Origin of the sequence: Marisediminitalea oceani, from assembly GCF_003731635.1 — a bacterium.
Classification (GTDB): Bacteria; Pseudomonadota; Gammaproteobacteria; order Enterobacterales; family Alteromonadaceae; genus Alteromonas; species Alteromonas oceani.
In genome coordinates this window covers 24,950-43,441 of record NZ_RCUA01000032.1, presented here as the reverse complement: position 1 = coordinate 43,441, position 18,492 = coordinate 24,950, and the positions used below count along the sequence as shown (strand labels likewise).

General features: G+C 46.3%; 16 protein-coding genes and 1 pseudogene. 16 read left to right on the top strand and 1 reads right to left on the bottom strand.

What is annotated here, in order from left to right; all coding sequences use genetic code 11:
- Window positions 1-8 precede the first annotated feature (8 nt).
- From rfbC to D9T21_RS09535, 16 genes and pseudogenes are all read left to right on the top strand, one after another.
- Complete coding sequence (rfbC, locus tag D9T21_RS09610; RefSeq protein WP_123324752.1) at window positions 9-554, top strand: dTDP-4-dehydrorhamnose 3,5-epimerase; 546 nt, start codon at window positions 9-11, stop codon at window positions 552-554.
- A 9-nt stretch (window positions 555-563) separates the two neighbouring features.
- Window positions 564-1,418 (top strand): dTDP-4-dehydrorhamnose reductase, encoded by an 855-nt coding sequence (rfbD, locus tag D9T21_RS09605; protein WP_123324751.1) that lies wholly within the window; start codon window positions 564-566, stop codon window positions 1,416-1,418.
- A 22-nt stretch (window positions 1,419-1,440) separates the two neighbouring features.
- Entirely contained in the window at window positions 1,441-2,529 is a 1,089-nt protein-coding gene (gene rfbB / locus D9T21_RS09600) for a dTDP-glucose 4,6-dehydratase (RefSeq protein WP_123324750.1), read from the top strand.
- A 512-nt stretch (window positions 2,530-3,041) separates the two neighbouring features.
- Window positions 3,042-3,383, top strand: coding sequence for a helix-turn-helix domain-containing protein (locus tag D9T21_RS09595; RefSeq protein ID WP_164464632.1), 342 nt, complete (start codon window positions 3,042-3,044; stop codon window positions 3,381-3,383).
- On the top strand, window positions 3,376-3,729 hold the full coding sequence (locus D9T21_RS09590) for a HipA N-terminal domain-containing protein (RefSeq protein WP_123324749.1): 354 nt from the start codon (window positions 3,376-3,378) through the stop codon (window positions 3,727-3,729). The genes D9T21_RS09595 and D9T21_RS09590 overlap by 8 nt, the downstream gene beginning before the upstream one ends.
- Window positions 3,726-4,736, top strand: coding sequence for a HipA domain-containing protein (locus tag D9T21_RS09585; protein ID WP_123324748.1), 1,011 nt, complete (start codon window positions 3,726-3,728; stop codon window positions 4,734-4,736). The genes D9T21_RS09590 and D9T21_RS09585 overlap by 4 nt, the downstream gene beginning before the upstream one ends.
- A gap of 352 nt (window positions 4,737-5,088) precedes the next feature.
- Window positions 5,089-5,566 (top strand): annotated as a pseudogene (locus D9T21_RS22970) (transposase); the annotation flags it as partial.
- 167 nt (window positions 5,567-5,733) lie between these two features.
- Window positions 5,734-6,021, top strand: a complete 288-nt coding sequence (locus tag D9T21_RS09575) for a type II toxin -antitoxin system TacA 1-like antitoxin (protein ID WP_241155677.1) — start codon at window positions 5,734-5,736, stop codon at window positions 6,019-6,021.
- Window positions 6,022-6,025: 4 nt separating this feature from the next.
- Entirely contained in the window at window positions 6,026-6,337 is a 312-nt protein-coding gene (locus D9T21_RS09570) for a type II toxin-antitoxin system RelE/ParE family toxin (protein WP_123324746.1), read from the top strand.
- Window positions 6,338-6,430: 93 nt separating this feature from the next.
- Window positions 6,431-7,303 (top strand): WYL domain-containing protein, encoded by an 873-nt coding sequence (locus tag D9T21_RS09565; protein WP_123324745.1) that lies wholly within the window; start codon window positions 6,431-6,433, stop codon window positions 7,301-7,303.
- On the top strand, window positions 7,300-8,781 hold the full coding sequence (locus tag D9T21_RS09560; protein WP_123324744.1) for a DUF3375 domain-containing protein: 1,482 nt from the start codon (window positions 7,300-7,302) through the stop codon (window positions 8,779-8,781). Before D9T21_RS09565 ends, D9T21_RS09560 begins: the two co-directional genes overlap by 4 nt.
- Window positions 8,778-9,389, top strand: coding sequence for a DUF4194 domain-containing protein (locus D9T21_RS09555; RefSeq protein WP_123324743.1), 612 nt, complete (start codon window positions 8,778-8,780; stop codon window positions 9,387-9,389). Before D9T21_RS09560 ends, D9T21_RS09555 begins: the two co-directional genes overlap by 4 nt.
- Window positions 9,379-12,822 carry an ATP-binding protein gene (locus D9T21_RS09550; protein ID WP_123324742.1) on the top strand — a complete coding sequence of 1,148 codons (3,444 nt, stop codon included), beginning with the start codon at window positions 9,379-9,381 and terminating at the stop codon, window positions 12,820-12,822. Before D9T21_RS09555 ends, D9T21_RS09550 begins: the two co-directional genes overlap by 11 nt.
- A gap of 12 nt (window positions 12,823-12,834) precedes the next feature.
- Window positions 12,835-14,034: a Wadjet anti-phage system protein JetD domain-containing protein gene (locus D9T21_RS09545; protein WP_206427255.1), complete on the top strand. Its 1,200-nt coding sequence runs from the start codon at window positions 12,835-12,837 to the stop codon at window positions 14,032-14,034.
- Window positions 14,035-14,213: 179 nt separating this feature from the next.
- Window positions 14,214-15,467, top strand: coding sequence for a J domain-containing protein (locus D9T21_RS09540; RefSeq protein ID WP_123324741.1), 1,254 nt, complete (start codon window positions 14,214-14,216; stop codon window positions 15,465-15,467).
- 174 nt (window positions 15,468-15,641) lie between these two features.
- Window positions 15,642-17,381, top strand: a complete 1,740-nt coding sequence (locus D9T21_RS09535; protein ID WP_123324939.1) for a glycosyltransferase family 2 protein — start codon at window positions 15,642-15,644, stop codon at window positions 17,379-17,381.
- Here D9T21_RS09535 and D9T21_RS09530 read toward each other — a convergent pair.
- Window positions 17,378-18,115, bottom strand: coding sequence for a hypothetical protein (locus D9T21_RS09530; protein WP_377908090.1), 738 nt, complete (start codon window positions 18,113-18,115; stop codon window positions 17,378-17,380). The genes D9T21_RS09535 and D9T21_RS09530 overlap by 4 nt on opposite strands.
- Between the last annotated feature and the right edge of the window lie 377 nt (window positions 18,116-18,492).

Sequence of the window (18,492 nt, the reverse complement as noted above, 5' to 3'; positions counted from 1 at the left end):
AATTAATAATGCAAGTAGTTAAAACAGACATCCCCGATGTCAAAATTATTGAACCACGCGTGTTTGGTGATGAGCGTGGTTTTTTTATGGAAACCTTCCGTACAGATTGGTTTAAAGCCGAATGTGCAGACGTGGAATTCGTACAGGATAACCACTCTAAATCTAAACAAGGCATTTTGCGTGGCTTGCATTATCAACTAGAGCAAACCCAGGGTAAGCTGGTCCGTGTGGTGTCTGGCGAAGTGTTCGACGTGGCCGTGGATATGCGTAAGGATTCTGAAACCTTCGGCAAGTGGGTTGGGGTATACCTTTCTGCTGAAAACAAACGCCAGCTTTGGGTCCCGGCCGGTTTTGCACATGGTTTTTACGTCACCAGTGAATCAGCAGAATTTGTTTATAAATGTACTGATTACTACCATCCGGAATCCGAAGTATCGGTTAAATACGACGACCCAACCATTGGCATTCAGTGGCCGTTAGTGAATGGCGAAGCGCCGTCTTTATCGGGCAAGGATGAAGCCGGTACGGCTTTCGTTGATGCGCCAACGTTTTAAGGAAGAATCATGACTAAACTCGTGGTCATCGGTAAAAGCGGTCAGCTGGCCTGGGAAATTGCTCGACTGGTACCCGAGGCTGTGTGCCTTGGTAGGGAAGATGTGGATATTACTTCCAGTGAAGATATCGCTGCAAAGCTGGATCAGGTTAAACCTGAAGCAGTGATCAATGCCTCAGCCTATACCGCTGTGGATAAAGCTGAGTCTGATGAAGAAAATGCTTACCTGCTTAATCAAACAGCGGTAGCCAACCTGGCGAAATATTGCAAAAGCAATAATGTGTTTTTTGTGCATGTATCTACCGACTATGTATTCAACGGCGAAAAAGGCTCACCCTATACGGTAGATGATGCCATTGAGCCGCAGGGCATGTATGGTAAAACTAAAGCGGCGGGTGAGGCGGAAGTGACTTCGATTCTTCCAGAAGCAAGTGCTATTCTGCGTACATCCTGGGTGTATTCGAGCCACGGCAATAACTTTGTGAAAACCATGCTTCGCCTGATGGCGGAGAAACCTCAGCTAGGCGTGATTGACGATCAAATTGGCAGCCCTACCTGGGCGAAAGGGCTGGCGCGTGCCTGTGTGGAAGCCGCTTCTCATCGCACAGTAGGCATATATCACTGGTCTGACGAAGGCGTATGCAGTTGGTATGATTTTGCCATAGCTATTCAGCAATTAGGGCTGGAAAAAGGCTTACTGGAACAGGCCGTGCCGGTTAAACCCATTCCGAGCAGCGCTTATCCCACGCCGGCAAAGCGCCCCCATTACAGCGTACTGGATAAAACCGTAACGCGAGAAACTTTTACTTCACCACTTAACCACTGGCGCGAACAGTTAAGCGCTATGATGGATGAGTTGGTGTAAGCGCAGCAGAGAACGACATACCATGACAACAGCGAAAACCATTATTGTAACCGGCGGGGCGGGATTTATAGGCTCCGCGGTAGTGCGTCACTTGATTAACGATACCAATCATAAAGTCGTTAACCTCGACAAGCTAACATATGCCGGGAATTTAGAGTCGCTTAAAGAAGTTGACTCAAATGAACGTTACCACTTTGAAAAAGTAGATATTTGTGATGGCGCAGAAGTAAAGCGTGTACTAGATACGTATCAGCCGGATATCATTATGCACCTGGCTGCAGAAAGCCACGTCGACCGCTCTATCGACGGACCTGGTGAATTCATTCAAACAAACGTAGTAGGTACTTACGTACTACTTGAGCAAGCCCGCGCTTACTATGCGCAATTGGATGAGGATAAAAAGTCAGCGTTTCGTTTCCACCATATTTCTACCGATGAAGTATACGGCGACCTGCCGCATCCGGATGAAGTGGCTGCGGGAACTAAATTACCTCTTTTCACCGAGGAAACGTCTTACGAACCAAGCTCTCCTTATTCGGCGTCGAAAGCTGCTTCTGATCATCTGGTGCGTGCATGGTTAAGAACCTTTAAATTACCTACCGTGGTGACTAACTGTTCTAACAACTATGGTCCTTACCATTTTCCGGAAAAGCTTATTCCGCTGATGATCTTAAACGCGTTGGCTGGTAAACCGCTGCCAGTTTACGGTAAAGGCAATCAGATTCGTGACTGGCTGTTTGTTGAGGATCATGCCAGGGCGCTGGTGGTGGTAGCCACACAGGGCGAAATTGGCGAAACCTATAACATTGGTGGTCATAACGAAAAACAAAATATCGAAGTGGTGCATACCATCTGTGACATCCTCGATGACGTAAAACCCAAAGCAGAAGGCAGCTACCGCGATCTGATTACCAGCGTTGCCGATCGTCCTGGCCATGATATGCGCTATGCCATTGATGCCAGTAAAATTCAAAAAGAGCTGGGCTGGTCACCCCGGGAAACCTTTGAGAGCGGCATTAAGAAAACCGTGGAATGGTATTTAAACAATACCGCCTGGTGGCAAGCTGTATTAGATGGCAGTTATCAGGGGGAGCGGTTAGGCACTGCTTAAATTATTGTCGTTTAACTCGATAGTTAATGCAAAGGAAAGGGGGCAAGTTGCTCCCTTTGTGTTATCAGGGGATATACCTGCTTTCGTATAACCAGCGCCGGCAATGCGGTAAGTATTTGCAAGTCTAATCCAATACACCTTCTCCACACCTCTATTGTCAGTATCCGCATCTTTTATCTTCCGGTTTATCGTTGCCGTTGAGTTACCACAGTAAATGAACAACTGCGTTTGGCAACAAAGGAATAGCTAAAAATAAATCTATGGATGAGCCTTACTGGCGTATGAGACTGTTCACTTTTACTAAGCTGTTACTATTTTATTGTGATGTCAGGGGTCTATTATTTACATTTTCCTTATTCGTGGTGATTTTTTTGTGGTTAATCACTCTTTATTGTTATTTTTTAATGGTTAAATTTTATAATCACTATTAATGATGATTTTCTGTCTTTACTTCGCATTGAATGGTGACTATATTGTATTTTACTTTATATAATCACTTTTTAAGGTTGTTTATGAGCGCTTCAGAGAATAACGAGCTGTTACATCAGGCTTTATCTGCTCACCAGCAAAGCCTTTCCGCCGCTACATCAACGCTGGAAAGGCAATTGAAGATGGCCATGAACTCAAGTGAAGTAGCGGGGAACCTCAACCAGTTTAATTACGTCCTTGACGATTACCTTCGGCAACACCAAATGGATTTGAGTACCCTGGCCATGCTGGCGGGCGTGTCCAAAAATACCATGACCCGTCTTAAAAAATCGGTTGAGTCTTGCAGAATCGACACGTTAAATGCCGTACTGAATGTTATGGGCATGGAAATAGTGATAGCCAGAAAGGCTCAAACCGATGAGTGAAATAAATCGCCAGGGGGCCATCTATGCCAATAACCTGCTGGCGGGTTATCTCACAGAACTCACCGCTAATGGTAAAGTACGGTATACCTATCAGTATGTCTTGGAGTATCTTGGTAGCGGTGTGCCCATAGGCCACCAGTTTCCTTTGCAAGCCGACGCTTTTATATTTGATGCGTTTCCCTCATTTTTTGAAAACCTGCTAAGTGAAGGGTGGATAAAAATGTATCAAACAACCAATACCCGGTTAGACAAACGTGATGAATTTGGCTTGCTATTGCATAATGGCCGGGTATTGATTGGGGCGCTATCTGTGGTGAATATGGAAAAGGAATTCGTGAGATTATGACTGCTCAGCTAGGCCAAATATCACTTAAAGGCGGAGCTGCACCATACTCCCCGGCGTTTCTGAAGAAGATGTTTACGTTAACCCGCCTGCCCGCAGCGGGGATAAGCGTTAAAGGGGACCAGGCATTATTTAATCGTGCCGCGCCGCGCTATTTGGATGGTCAATCTATCTCGGGTGTCCAGAAAAAATTATTCATGGATCTAGAAGGCAATTACCTGGTACCGGTAAAAGGCCATGGCCGGTATATTGTTAAACCAGCCCCCGACCATCTGCCCCATCTGCCGGAAAACGAACATGCCATCATGCAATTGGCCAGACTCTGCAAATTTAATGTAGCAGATAACGCCCTGGTGCCTTTTGAAGACGGTGAACTGTGTTATGTGACCCGTCGGTTTGATTTGCGCGACGATGGTCGCCGGTTGTTTGTTGAAGATGCCGCAAGTTTGTGTAACGTCCACTCATCGAATAAAGGCAGTGACAACCTTTCTTATGAAGGTGTGCTGAAAAAATTATATGAAGCCAGTGGGCGAAATATGGCGATAATATTCAACGGTGTCAGGCAGGTGTTATTCGCCTACCTGGTAGGCAACAACGATCTCCATTGTAAAAATTTGTCGATGTACCGACACCCGGATGATGCGACTGTCAGGATGCGGGATTTTACGCCGGTGTATGATGTAGTGTCGGTAGCACCCTATCAGGATTACTATAACGAGGATTTAACGCTTTGTGTTTTGGCGAGTGAGTTAAATGCCGTGTTTAGTCCGTCGTATGAAGCCGTTGGTCATTATTGTATGGAATGTTTTGTGCGTTTGGCAATGAATCTTGGAATGCACAAAGCGGCGGCACAGAAGCTAGTGGCTCAACTCTGCAACGATGTTGCCCGCTATTTTCAGCCGTTGCTCGCGGCTTCTTCGAGTCCGGATAAAACGGTTATCGAACAGCATATCAAAGCAAAGCTGGCTCGCTTTGCCCCGGATATTGCTGGGCTAAAATCAGTTAAGTGATGTAATTGTAGCGCGGTATTGTGTGTTTTTAGGCAGGCTCGTAAAGAAAATGGTTCATTGTTACTCGATCTTTCTCTCTTACTGTGGGGATATAGGCCATAAGACAGTGAGATAATAAAACAGGGAGAAAGCATCAGGTGCAGCCCATTTTCTAAAGGATCAGCGGAGTATCCGGACTTTATCCTTATCCCACTTCAAAAGAACATTTGTACGAAACCAGCCGGGTTTAACTGAGTTATATTCCTTTTCTTTTACATCCAGAAAACCATTTGGGTTAATTTCTGCAATTGGTAGTAGCAGATCGGTATTGTCAAAAAAGTAAACTCTATGGCATTGATTCGCCATGTCAGATCGCCTGATAGCGAGTTGGCCTCCAGGTAAATCAGAGCCAACCTATTGGGCGACGAACTTGCCGTGAGAGCAATACGCAGTACAAGCAGTCTTACAATTATACAGCTAGCGCTGGCAGATAGAATTACTCTTCAAGGAGTGGAAACCCTACTGCAGTTTACGTAAGTTCAATACTCGGAATACGGGCTTGATGGAGGGACTGATATGGCAGTTTGCTGGCATTATTGGTAAAACAGCGTATTGGGTTTAGTATTCAACGTCTGATGGGCGTCGATATATCGAGCTTCATGGTCGCGAAAAATACGCAAAGCTGGTTTTATCTATTAATGGAGTCGATACTCCATGACGCTTAATCTGAATTTATACAAACGTGGAATTGGGCAGTAAATTATTTATCAGGATGTGCCAATCGGGCACATCCTGCCAGAGATAAGAAAACCGGGCGCTTGAAGCATGGCTTGGTCTCGGTTAATCCTTAATGTCCAACCTATGAGCAATCGTTATTCGAATAACTGTATTAAGGTTGTCCAGTACGGCCTTTTTTATTGCTTGTTCGCCTGTACTGCAAGCAATTTTTCTAATGTGACATTAGTCGGTTAGTTAAACAACATTTGTACAAAATTGACAAATTGTTGTAAATCCCAGTATGATGAAAATTGAGCATTTATCATCAAATGCTTTGGAGGTATTTATGCGATTATCTATAGAAATTACGCCTGAGCAGCATCAGAACTTAAAAGCCGCAGCTGCCTTACAAGGCAAGAGTATCAAAAGCTATGTGCTTGAACGGGCACTACCTAATGCAGACGAGCAAGCCGCCTTACAAAAGCTTGAGGCGTATCTGGCGCCGCGTGTTGCCGCCGCCAAAGCAGGTAAAATTTCGAGTAAGTCCGTTGATGAAATTTTTGATGAAGAAATAGCGAAAGCTAAATAAAACAATGCCTTTGTATGACATTACGGATGCTGCTGAAGCCGATATTCGCGAGATAGTAAGCTATACCCTTGAGAACTGGGGCGTTGCACAAACAAACATCTATAGAAAAGCCATAAAAGACACTTTTGAGCTTATCGGGCGCAAAACTGTAGCCATTCGCAAATTTTCAGATACGTTTCCTGATTTACTCGTCACAAAATGCCAGCATCACTATATCTTTTATCTTTATGAAGGCGTAAAAAAGCCGACTATTATCGCAGTACTCCACGAAGCGAGAGACATCGTCGCGTTACTACTATCTCGCCTTGAAGCTTAGATCCTGTTACACTTGTAATGGTGGAATCAAAAAGATTGCATCATTATGATTTCATGTTATGCTGAACAATAGTTATACACACAGTGGCAAGACATGGCAGATTTCAGCACTATTCCATTCACTCAGCAAAAACGGCTCGCGTTTATCGATTTTTGTTTGGAATTCTTCGGGCAAGTGGCCAGAGCGGATCTGGTTGGCCATTTTCAAACGGGTATCGCCTCCGCCACCCGTGATTTAACGTTGTATAAATCGCTGGCACCCGACAACCTGGTGCTAAGGCATCAAACCAAGCTCTACTACCGTACCGCCGAATTTTCACCGTTGTTTCCGCATCACGCGGAAGAAGTGCTGTTCAGGTTGGCAAACAAAGACGCAAATAAATTTAAGTTGCCGCAGCGACCCAGTGACGTATGCGTTGAAGCGGTGCGTCTTATTCATGCTTCATCATCGACTATTGCGCCGCTGTTACGGGCCATCATGCATAAAAAAGCCATACACTGCCGCTACGTGTCGCTGTCTTCCGGCATAACGGAACGGGAACTAGTGCCCCATTCACTCATTAATAACGGTTATCGCTGGCACGTACGCTGCTACGACAGAAGCAATCAGGCATTCAGGGATTTTGTCAGCAATCGTTTTTTAGATATCAATTTACTGGACGGGCAGCCGCTGAATACAGAGTCGGTGCTCAGTGATACGGCCTGGAATAATGTCATCCCTTTGGACTTAATACCGCATCCGGGAGTTAAGCATAAGCAAGCCATCGAACTTGATTACAACATGACAAACGGCAGCTTAACCGTGGAAACCCGCGAAGCGTTGCTGGGCTATTTAACCCAGGCATGGCGAGTGGATTGTTCTGCAAATTACAGGCTCGATCCCATTCAGTTCCCACTGGCGCTGGCGAATAAAGAGGTGCTGAAAAACATGGATGTGAGTCCGTTGCTACCAGGAGTTAAGCAATGAAAGCCGATTTCAGCGTAGAGTTTTTGGAGCAATTTAAAGATCAAAGTGTCGCTTTGCGTTTGCTGCGCGCCCAACACTTTCCATTGATGACGAGTTTTTTTTACAGTGCGTTTATTCGCCATAATCGCCGGGCGGTACCGTATCAGGAACTGATCGCAATGCTCGATTACCACTTAAACGATGTCGCTGAAGTGTATGGTGAGCAAAAATACCCGAAAACAGCCCGCGCCTATATCGACGACTGGATCAATCAAAAGCCCGGTTATCTGCGTAAGTACCTGCCGCAAAACACTGATGAACCAGAATGCGATTTATTGCCTGATGTCGAGAAGGCGTTGCACTGGGTTGAAGAGTTGCAGGGGCGACAATTTGTCGGCACAGAATCGCGCCTGAAACTCCTTATTGATTTAATTGGGGAGCTGGTGCAGGGCACCACCGACGATAAGTCTTTGCAACTAGAAGCCTTGCAGCAGAAAAAAGCGTTGATCGAACAGCAAATCGAGGCAGTAAAGCAAGGCTCCAGCCTCGGGCTAGACGATACCGAAGTGCGGGAAAGGCTCTATCTGGTCTCTGATATATCGCGTAAATTACTCGGTGATTTCAGGCAGGTAGAGGCGAATTTTCGGCTCCTGGATAAGGACACCCGCAAGAAGATCACCTTGGGAGGTGGCCAGAAAGGGCGGGTGCTGGATATCGTATTTGCCGATCAAGACGTAATAAACAGTTCCGACGAAGGGAAATCGTTTATCGCGTTTTTTGAATTGTTGATGACACAGCAAATGCGCGATTCGCTAAGACAAAACTTAAAGCAGATAATGCACCACCAATTGGGGCATGAGTTTGTCAGTAGTGACGATTTGCTCCAGCACCTTTACAGCTATTTGCTGGAGGCCGGTGACAAAGTTAATCGCACCAAACAGCAAATTACCGAACAACTGCGCCGCTACATCGAGGAGCAGTCGCAGGATAACCGGCGCATTCTCGAACTTATCCGCGATTTTGAAGCCGTTGCACATCAAACGAATAGTCCCGACACCCCTTTGCATTTGCTGCAGAATTTTGCCGAGATTGCTGGAATCCAGGCCAGTATTTATCCTCACCTCAGCCGTGGTTTGTTTGTCCCTAAAACCCCGGAACAAGTGGATTCTGACATCAAAGAGGGTGCACAAGAAGCCGATGTGGATTTAAGCAATCTGTTTGAAGTCAGTCATATTGACGAACTGCAGTTACAGCAGCAGATCTTTACTTCGCTGGATAAACATCAGGGGCAGGTGACGTTAGCCAGTGTGCTGGAAGACTATCCCCTGCAGTACGGCCTTGATGAGGTACTCAGCTACATTAAACTGGCCTGTGAAGAGGTTGTGCCTGCCAGTATTGACCCCCAACAACCGCAACATGTTAGCTGGCAGAGTGAACCGGGCGTTAGCCGCACTCTGTCGGTACCCACTATTACGTTTATTCGGGATACGTCATCATGAACGAACAAGCATCTGTAGAAGCCTTGACTGCGCAGCATCATGCGGCATTGAAGGTCCGGCTGCTCAAAGGGCCGGTTTACCGGGCAAAACATCGCGACCTGTGGGATGTGCTGGAGCGTGATCAGGCGCTTATCCGCAGTTATTTTGACCAGATCGGTTTGTCGTTGCGACTCGATGATGCAGAAGGGTATGCATTTTTACAACAGCGTGAGGTTGATACCGAAGAAGAGCAAACAGAGATCCCCTCGCTCATTACCCGTCGTCAACTGAGCTTTGGGCAAACCTTGCTGCTGATATTTTTACGCAAGCGCCTGGCCGAACACGATAGTGAAGAGAGCAGTCCGCGTCTTATTGTTGAGCGTCAGGAAATATGGCAGTGGCTCGCCCCCCATTTCCCGGATGCCAGTAACGAAGTAAAGCAGCACAAAGAGTTTGATGCGCTGATTAAAAAGATCACCCAAATGGGCTTTTTGAATCAGTTACCCAATCATAAAAATGATTTTGAAGTCCAGCGTATCCTCAAAGCCTTTGTGACAGCAGAGCAAATTGTCCGGTACACGGAATTATTCGATATCCATAGCAATGAGGAAGCCAGTGATGAGCAGTGACACGTTAACAGAGGCCGCTGCGCCAATACATAACGATCCTCGCCCTGTATCACAAGCAACGCAGCGGCAGGGTTTTCGTTTAACCCGGTTTGAGGTATTAAACTGGGGGACCTTTGATAGGCAGATCTGGCACCTGGACAATAGTGGCGACAATTGCCTGCTCACCGGCAATATCGGTAGCGGTAAATCAACGCTGGTCGATGGCCTGACAACGTTGCTGGTTCCGCCCAGAAAGCTGGCGTTTAATAAGGCTGCGGGTGCTGAAAACAAAGAGCGTTCGCTGGAGTCGTACTTTTACGGCTATTATACGTCACAGCAGGATGAGTCGGGTAAAGCCCGTGCGGTAGGTTTGCGTAGCAAGGGAAATCACTATTCGGTACTGCTGGCACAATTTCACTCCGTAGCACTGCAACAAACAATTACGCTGGCGCAGATCTTCTGGCTCAAACCTGGCGAAAACAAAGTGAAACGCTTGTTCGTTGTTGTTCCGGAGGCGCTCGACATTGCCACCCACTTCAGCGACTTTGGCACGCAAATTAAGGCGTTGCGTAAACGCTTGCAAAAAATGCCCGAGCTCACTCTGGTTGAGAGTTTTAATCAATATCAACAAACCTTCAGTAAGTGGTTGGGGTTAGGTACCGATGGCAAGGCGCTGGAGTTGTTTAATCAAACGATTTCCATGAAATCAGTCGGCTCTGTGACCGATTTTGTGCGCCAGAATATGCTTGAGCAGCCCGATGTGGAGGGGCAAATTCAGGAACTGGAGCGCAATTATGAATCATTAAAGCGACTCCACGACGCGGTGGTCGCGGCTCGTGAAAAAATTACCTTACTCCAACCGATTGATAAACATGGCCGTCAGGCGAAAGAGGCGGCGCAGGAAAAACAACACTTTGCGTTCTGCCGTGATTACGTAGACAGCTTTATGGCCGAGAAAGCGATTGTACTGTATCAAAAGCGGATTGCCCGCCAGCAAGGAGAGCTTGAAAAACTGGCCATTGATGAACAGCAGTTGCAAAGTCAGAAACATCGCCTTAATCAAACGGTAAGTCAGCTCAGAAGCGATATCGATCAAAACGGTGGGGGCCGGTTGCAGCAACTGCAAGATAAAATTAAAGGCTTAGATGAAGCAAGAAACCAAAGTAAGCGTTTGTGTGATAACTATCTCGCACTGGTGAAGCAGCTCGGGCTGCCCGAAGCGCTAACAGCAGATAACTTTGTCAGCAATATACGTGAATCGCATTCTTTGTTTGAACAACATCAACAGCAACTCGAAAATATTGAGAGCCGGCAAGACGATTACAAGTTGCAAAACCACCAGTTACAGCAACAACAACAGGCGGTGCAGCAAGAGTTGGAGGCGCTGCGTCATCGCAAATCCAATATCCCGGTACGCCAGCTAAACATCCGCGAGCGATTGTGTGAACATCTTAATGTAGAGGAAAGCCGCTTACCCTTTGTTGGTGAGTTGGTGCAGGTAAAACAGAGCCAGACTCAATGGCAGGGCGCCGTTGAGCGGGTGATGCACAACTTTGCATTGTCGTTGGTGGTACCGGATTCACTGTACGCTGATGTGAGTGATTTTGTTGAAAACACCCATCTGGGTACGCGGTTGGTGTATTACCGTGTTAAAAGTACCGAGAATTACTTTCCGCAATCGCCGCAGCCGGATTCTCTGCTGGCAAAAATAGCAATCAAGCGCGACAGTGAGCACTTTCAGTGGTTGCACCGCGAGTTACAGCAGCGTTTTGACTATCAGTGCTGCGAGTCAATGACTGACTTTCGTCGGAGTGAAAAAGCCATCACTCTGCAGGGGCAGGTAAAGTCAGGTCGTTTTCGTCATGAGAAAGACGATCGCCACAGCTTGCATGACAAAAGCCGCTTTGTACTTGGCTGGAGTAACCAGGCAAAGCTCGACCTGCTGGCCGCCCAAATACGTGCACTGCAAACTGATGCCGGGGCCATGGCAACCAAGTTAGCGCAATGCGCCAGCCAGCGCAGCGATATTGAAGAGTTACGTCGTCAGGCCAAAAACCTCAGCGACTTTAACTTAACCTTTGAGCAAATCAACTGGTCACAGTTTGCTAATCAGTTGGAAGTAGCCAGGCAAGAAATACGGGTACTGGAACAAAGCTCCGATGTATTGCGGGAGTTACAACAACAGTTTCAGCACGCACAAACCGAATTAACCCAGGTGGAAGAAGCGTTTCGTGCGCACTATCAACAACTGGGTAAACTTGAGACTAAGCTGGAAGACGATCATAAGATCCTGGCTGAAAAGACAGCCGAGTGTAACGCAGTATCCGAACAGGTAAAGCAGCGTTGTTACCCGGATCTGTCCGCCTTGTATGAAAAGCATGGTGCGGCGCAATTGCGCATCGACATGCTGGCGAACCAATGCTCGGTGTTACGCACCAAACTGAATGAAAAAATCCAGCATCTTGAGGAGAAACGCAGTAAGCGGGAAAAGCAGATGCTCACCGCCATGAAAGATTTTGCTTTCCGTTTTCCTAACGATGTAACCGAACTGGACGTTAGTGAGCAGTCACTGTCTGAATATCAGCAGATGCTGAAAACACTGCAGGATGAAGACTTACCCCGCCATGAAACCCGTTTTAAAGAAATGCTTAATCAGGACACCATTCGTTCGATGGCACTGTTTCGTAGCTATCTGGATAAGCAGGAAGAGCAAATAGATGCGCGAGTCAGTATGATCAACCGTTCGCTACGGGAACTGGATTACCAGCAGGGCACCTATATTGAAATAGACAGTATTTCCTCATCGGATTTGGATATTCGTGAATTCAAACAGCGCCTGAAGAGTTGTGTGGAGTTTTCTACCGACGACAATTTATATTCCGAACACAAGTTCGAGCAGGTCAAAGCGCTGATTGAACAAATGCGCAACGAGCCGAAGTGGACTCAGAAAGTGGTGGATGTACGTTTCTGGCAACTATTTAATGTGGTTGAGCGATACCGTGAAGATAACAGTGAGAAAGAGTGTTATTCCGACTCAGGGGGTAAGTCCGGCGGGCAGAAAGAGAAGCTGGCGTATTCCATTTTGGCGGCGGCCATCCTGCTGCAATATCGCCTGGTGGATGAAGAAACCGGCGCAAACGCCAAGCGCCGTTTTAATCTGGTGGTGATTGACGAAGCCTTTGCCCGTGGCTCGAAAGACAGTACACGTTTTGGGCTTGAATTGTTTAAAAAACTCGGACTTCAACTGTTACTGGTAACGCCGCTACAGAAACTCGATGTCATTGAACACTACGTAAAACAAGTGCACTTTGTTGATCAGCGCAATAACCGCTCCATGGTGCTGAATATGACTATAAAAGAATATCGTGAGCGGCTCGCACAACATAAATCGCAGCGGCAATATAAAGCGCTGGTGGAAGAGGTAGAACATAACCCAGCGCCGGAACGTGAATAAGGGGTTTAATAGGTGCAGACAGTAAAAGCGCTGAAAGCAAAACTGCAAAAGCAATGGCAAAATCAGATGTTCTACAAGCAGTGGCTCTGTGGCGAAATGTTATTTCCTTTGCAAGTTTCACTCAAACGGCCGACAGACAAACAACTGCTGCACGATTTTGCCGTACTGACGACCGCTCAACAGGCCTTTGAGCGGGAGCTTCTGCCTTATGCTGGCGTGAGTCTGCTTAAACAACAAGTGAGTTATGCCACTATGGGGCGTCAGAATGTCCCCGTTGCTGTGGTGTTTGAGTCGCCAGAAGCTTTGGCCCGGTTTTGTGGGAAATGGCAGGAATGGCAGCAATTCATTGCCGATGCCAAGCTGTTGCAAGCTGGTTTGCCTCATGTGCGCATTGGCCAGCAGATATCGATTAAACTGTTACTGAATCATGCGGGGGAGTGGGAGAAGCTTATTGCGATTGCGCACTTTTTCAGGGCGAATCCGATCCCCGGGTGTTATCTGCGCGAGCTCCCCATAGCCGGGGTAGACAGTAAGTATATAGAACACCGCAAGCAAACCGTAAAAACGCTGTTAGATTCGGTATTACCCGCGGACGCGATTAATAGCCAGTATACGCAGATGGGTGAACACGGTTTTGAAAAGCGCTTTGGTTTGCGTTTTGATGAGCCACAGATACGCTTTCGGCTGCTTGACACACAACTGTATTATGAATTTGGCGGGTTGCGGGATATTACGCTACCGATTAGCCATTTTGCTCAGTTGTCGTTAATGGTCGACCGTGTCTTCATAACGGAAAACCTGGTAAATGGTCTGGCGTTTCCCAATGTGAAAAATGCGCTGGTAATCTTTGGCAAAGGCTATAGCATTCAGTTGCTCAAACAGATACAGTGGTTAAACAACTGCCGACTATATTACTGGGGCGATATTGATACTGACGGTTTTGCCATGCTCTCACAAATACGCGGGTATTTCAGCAACACTCAATCGCTGTTGATGGATGAGGCGACATTGTTAGCCACTAAGCCTTTTTGGGGCGCGGAAGCGCTTAACAAACGCCAAACGCCAGAAAGCCTGCCCAACCTCATTCCCGCCGAAGCTGCACTCTATTCAAAGCTAAAAGCAGATCATTGGCAACCGCGCTTAAGGCTGGAACAAGAAAGAATTCCATTCAGTCTGTTAACCGAGCAGTTACGGCAACTAGGATGTAAGTAACAATAGTTTGGTTGTATTTGTCACGGCTATGACAGGGGATGAGAGCGCATACGTTTACTGCAATAGTGGTTAGTAACATCGGTTTAGCAAAACAAACATGGTAGGATCGCTGAATGTAATGAAAGGTTTGCTAACAGTATGCTGGCGAATTGGAATGAAGGTCTACAAAGAGATAAGTAATGGCTAAGCAAGGTCACATCAACAGCAATAGTGGGTTAACGGTTGTATCAGTGAGTTCCTCAGGAAGCCAAAGCGCCCAAGCACGGGAGACGGTCGATAAACTGTGGGTAGAAGTTAACAAAAAACAGCAACGAAATGACCGTTATCAGGCTAAGCTTGAAGCGTTTATGGCGTACTTCAAGCAATCGGTTGAACCCATTGAACAGGAGGTCTGCCGGGCTAACGAGCAGTGGATCCGCCATCTAGTTTCTTTTGTGCCGCGTAAATCAATAAAGGGTAGGCAACATGAGGCCCTGCTGGATTGGATCCAGGAAGAATTAACGATACTTGAGTCGAATCCGTTTAATCCTGTGAATACCAATGACTTGAGGGACGCTTTTAATGAAGCGATAGTCACCTCAATTAAGCAGAACCCCAACTCCAGCGAGGTACCTGAGGAGCAACTCGATCATTACCGGATTGAGTTGTCGCTAATGCTTGGAGAAGAGATAGAACTCAGTGACGAAGAGTTGGTTGAGTTGATCCATGACCCGCATAAGGCAATGGCCTATTTTGAATCGGTGCTCAAACATAAAATGGAATCAGGTTACGTGGGTGATGATGAAGATATTCACGGGCAGGAGTCGCCATATTTTCATGACGAGTCAGATCAACACGATCATTCGTACCAACAACATAATCAAGACTTCCATAATACGAATGTCGATGTAGCTACTGCTTTGTTCAGCGATAAACAAATCAACAGACTCTATCGGCAGTTAGCTAAAAAGCTGCATCCTGACCGGGAACTCGACCCGGATAAGAAGGCTGAAAAAATGGATTTGATGCAACAACTTTCACACGCCAGGGACGTTAAGGATCCGCTGGCTATATTTTTGTTAGCACAGCAGTATTTGCCAGAATATCAGTTGGAGTTAAACGACAATTTAACTGTGCAGTTAGAAACAATATTAAAAGACAAGGTTAAACAGTTAAACGCCGATTATCACGAGTTGCGACGCGGTGACGGACTGAGTGTGATAATTTGGCAGCGCTTTGGTGGTGGCACTAAGGCCGCCCGGGAAAAAGGCTTACGAGAATATCGCCAGGCGCTTGAGCAAGATGTTGAGATTCTCATGGCAAAGTGCCGGGAAATTAAAACGGTTAAAGGGCTGCAGAAGCACCTAAAGGCACGACTTAAACCACTTAATTTCACGCGTATTCCTATGTCCGAACTGCCCTTTGACGATTTTCCATTTGATATGTTCGATTAATCAACGTCTAGCTAGGTTGATGGCTATCTTGTTCGAGTACTCGTTGTGGCGGCAGATTGCCCCTTTTTGTTTTTTAAGCGATACTGCCCGCCGGTTGCTATGCATTACCAGTAACCGGATAATTACTAATCAAGGTTTTTGAATTCTTCGCGCATGTCTGTAAAAAAATATTCGATGATGGCAATTAAGGCTGGTGTTGGGGTTGTGCCCAAGCCATTGCGTAATTTTGCTAAGAAAAACCCGGCTCTTACCTCTTTTTACAGCCGTTCATTGCAAAAATCCGGACTGTTTTATGGGTTTCCGAGTAAGAAAAAACTTCAGGCACTTTACAATCAGTCGTTAGCTAAGCAAGCCAGCGACATCAATCAAATATTGGCTGATTTACCGGTACTGCACGCTAAAATTTCAGTCGCAATTATTGGTAACGATGCGCTGGGAGTATCGAAAACCCTGGCATCGTTAGTTCATCAGTCGGCACATATTGAATCCGTTCTTGTACAGTGCACGTTGTTTAAACGGCAGACCAATACTAAAACGCTAAATATTACCGCGTTTAACCACCTTACGGATGATGTTGTAACGTCAGAGAATGTACCCTTACTATTATTAGAGTGTGGTGATGAACTGCATCCATCAACACTAGCGTTATTGGCTCGTCAGCACATCACTGCATTACTCTATGTGGACACCGATGAAAAAAACTCAGGCAACACCTTTGAGAATGCACGAATGTTGCCAGACTGGAATCCGGATTATCAGTTAACCAACGGGTATATCGAAACAGGCGTTGTGCTACCTGCTGATTGGAGAAGAGCAATTAGCACCACAACAGCAAAGTCCATAGCTGGCCTCATTAGCGAGTGGTGGCTTAAATCGCCGGATATGGTGGTCGAGCATTTTCCTTACGCGTTAATTCACCGCCCCGATAGCAATGCCAAAAAACGTGCTCAGCTTAAAGAGATTACTCAGCTTGTTAACACGATAGACGCTCGTTCCAGGGTAGTGTCCGACAAACTCGTTAATGTTATCCAGTGGCCAATATTCAATAGGCCTTTAGTCTCGCTCATCATCCCCACCAAAAATGCCAAACAACTGGTTAAAGAGTGTATCGAGTCTATTTTGACCAAGAGCACCTACCAGAACTATGAAATTCTGCTGGTGGATAATAACTCCGATGAGCCTGAATCCCTGGCTTATTTCGAGGAACTCAGTCAACACGAGAAGATCAGGGTATTAAAATACCCACATCCCTTTAACTACTCCGCTATCAATAACTTTGCGGCGCAGCAGGCCAAAGGAGAAGTGATCGGGTTGATCAATAACGATATCGAGGTGATCACGCCGGACTGGCTGGAATATATGGTTGGTCATGCGTTAAGAGAAGATATTGGTTGTGTGGGTGCGAAGCTCATGTACGGCGACGACCGTATTCAGCATGCCGGTGTAGTATTGGGCTATGGCGGTGGAGCCGGGCATGCCCATAAGTACTTTCCTCGGTACCATCCCGGTTATATGAACCGGCTAATCGCCTCACATAATTACAGTGCAGTAACCGCCGCTTGCTTACTGGTGAAAAAGTCGTTGTTTGATGCGGTGGGGGGATTAAATGAAACAGATCTCACAGTCGCGTTTAATGACGTGGACTTCTGCCTGCGGGTGAGAGCGCAAGGAGTAAGAAACCTCTACTGCGCTGAGGCAGAACTTTATCATCATGAATCGGTATCGCGAGGGCTGGACGTAAGTAAAAAGAAAATGGCCCGTTTCAATGCTGAGCTCGATTACTTAAAGTCCAATTGGGCAGAGGTGATTGCCCATGATCCGGCATATAACCCTAATCTTACGCTGCGTCGGGAAAACTTCTCAATAAAAGACCAAAAAGAGTGGAATGAGTTAGTTGCGCAGCAGGATAATTAATTATCCTGCTTTACCGCAGCACTGTACTCTTCTTCACTGGCACCACCATTAATAGCAAACCGTTTAAGGGAGTCTTCATCTACTCCGGCCTGATGCGCAGCTTCAATAATCTTACGCACCTGTTCCCGCTGTTCACCGGATTCACGAACTGCCGTAGTCACTACAGCTTCAGCTTCGCCTGGGAATACTGCCAGTAATGCATCCACTACATACTCACCTACCAGTGGTACGGCACGAATAGCGCTGGAAAGAATGTCAACCAGTTCATTAGGATGCTCAGCAGTAAGGGTTTGTACTATAGTATCGGCAGAATCCGGCTCAGTAAGAACCGCTACCCGCACAATGTCTTTAAGCTGTTCCGGATTCGAATTTGCAGCGGCATCAACCACAAAATCCACGTAACTGGGATCAGCTTGTATCGCCAGCTGTACTATATTAGGGCAGCTACTGACTTCTTTATCTATAGCAATCTTTACAATTTTAGACGTAGCCGTAGGTTGCGAGGAAATTGCTGCATGGATGATCTCCTGGTAATTTTCCGGGTATAAATCGAGTGCAGTTGCTACGATGGTTTCAACTTCATTTGGATAGTTACTGGTAATCGAGCCAACTGCCCGACCTACAGACATCGACTGGTTTACCTGGCGCTTAATGAAAACTTGCAGCACCTTATTTTCACTTTCTTTAACAGCTGTGTCTGTAATAGCAAGCGCACAGTGGTTAGTGAGTAACATCAGCGAACCAAGGATAAAGCAACAACTACGATTCATGTTCAAACCCTACTTATAATAGTAAAGAGACTTTTTAGCTAAATTTTGAACAGCACTTTACGATTTAGTTCAACAATAGCTGACAAAATTGTCACATTGGTTACAAAGTATCCGTTCGATCACAAAATTACAAGAAATGTTAGGTATGGGTATTGACCTTTAATTATAAATCTCTAAAATGCGCCCCACTTCGAAAGGGATCGCCCTAACAGGCCAACCCGGCATAACGTGAAAGCCTTATGTGAAGCGGTATACAGCGACAATGCTTCGAAAATAAATTTTCAAAAAAGTGTTGACGCAGAAAACCAAAAGCGTATTATACGCATCCCGCTTCGGCAGGT

Excerpts from the sequence above, each read along its gene's own strand:
- rfbB (WP_123324750.1), top strand. The coding sequence starts at position 1,441 with ATGACAACAGCGAAAACCATTATTGTAACCGGCGGGGCGGGATTTATA.
- rfbD (WP_123324751.1), top strand. The coding sequence starts at position 564 with ATGACTAAACTCGTGGTCATCGGTAAAAGCGGTCAGCTGGCCTGGGAA.
- D9T21_RS09550 (WP_123324742.1), top strand. The coding sequence starts at position 9,379 with ATGAGCAGTGACACGTTAACAGAGGCCGCTGCGCCAATACATAACGAT.
- D9T21_RS09570 (WP_123324746.1), top strand. The coding sequence starts at position 6,026 with ATGCCTTTGTATGACATTACGGATGCTGCTGAAGCCGATATTCGCGAG.
- D9T21_RS09555 (WP_123324743.1), top strand. The coding sequence starts at position 8,778 with ATGAACGAACAAGCATCTGTAGAAGCCTTGACTGCGCAGCATCATGCG.
- D9T21_RS09575 (WP_241155677.1), top strand. The coding sequence starts at position 5,734 with ATGATGAAAATTGAGCATTTATCATCAAATGCTTTGGAGGTATTTATG.
- D9T21_RS09535 (WP_123324939.1), top strand. The coding sequence starts at position 15,642 with ATGATGGCAATTAAGGCTGGTGTTGGGGTTGTGCCCAAGCCATTGCGT.
- D9T21_RS09530 (WP_377908090.1), bottom strand. The coding sequence starts at position 18,115 with ATGTTACTCACTAACCACTGTGCGCTTGCTATTACAGACACAGCTGTT.
- D9T21_RS09565 (WP_123324745.1), top strand. The coding sequence starts at position 6,431 with ATGGCAGATTTCAGCACTATTCCATTCACTCAGCAAAAACGGCTCGCG.
- rfbC (WP_123324752.1), top strand. The coding sequence starts at position 9 with ATGCAAGTAGTTAAAACAGACATCCCCGATGTCAAAATTATTGAACCA.
- D9T21_RS09590 (WP_123324749.1), top strand. The coding sequence starts at position 3,376 with ATGAGTGAAATAAATCGCCAGGGGGCCATCTATGCCAATAACCTGCTG.
- D9T21_RS09595 (WP_164464632.1), top strand. The coding sequence starts at position 3,042 with ATGAGCGCTTCAGAGAATAACGAGCTGTTACATCAGGCTTTATCTGCT.
- D9T21_RS09585 (WP_123324748.1), top strand. The coding sequence starts at position 3,726 with ATGACTGCTCAGCTAGGCCAAATATCACTTAAAGGCGGAGCTGCACCA.
- D9T21_RS09540 (WP_123324741.1), top strand. The coding sequence starts at position 14,214 with ATGGCTAAGCAAGGTCACATCAACAGCAATAGTGGGTTAACGGTTGTA.
- D9T21_RS09560 (WP_123324744.1), top strand. The coding sequence starts at position 7,300 with ATGAAAGCCGATTTCAGCGTAGAGTTTTTGGAGCAATTTAAAGATCAA.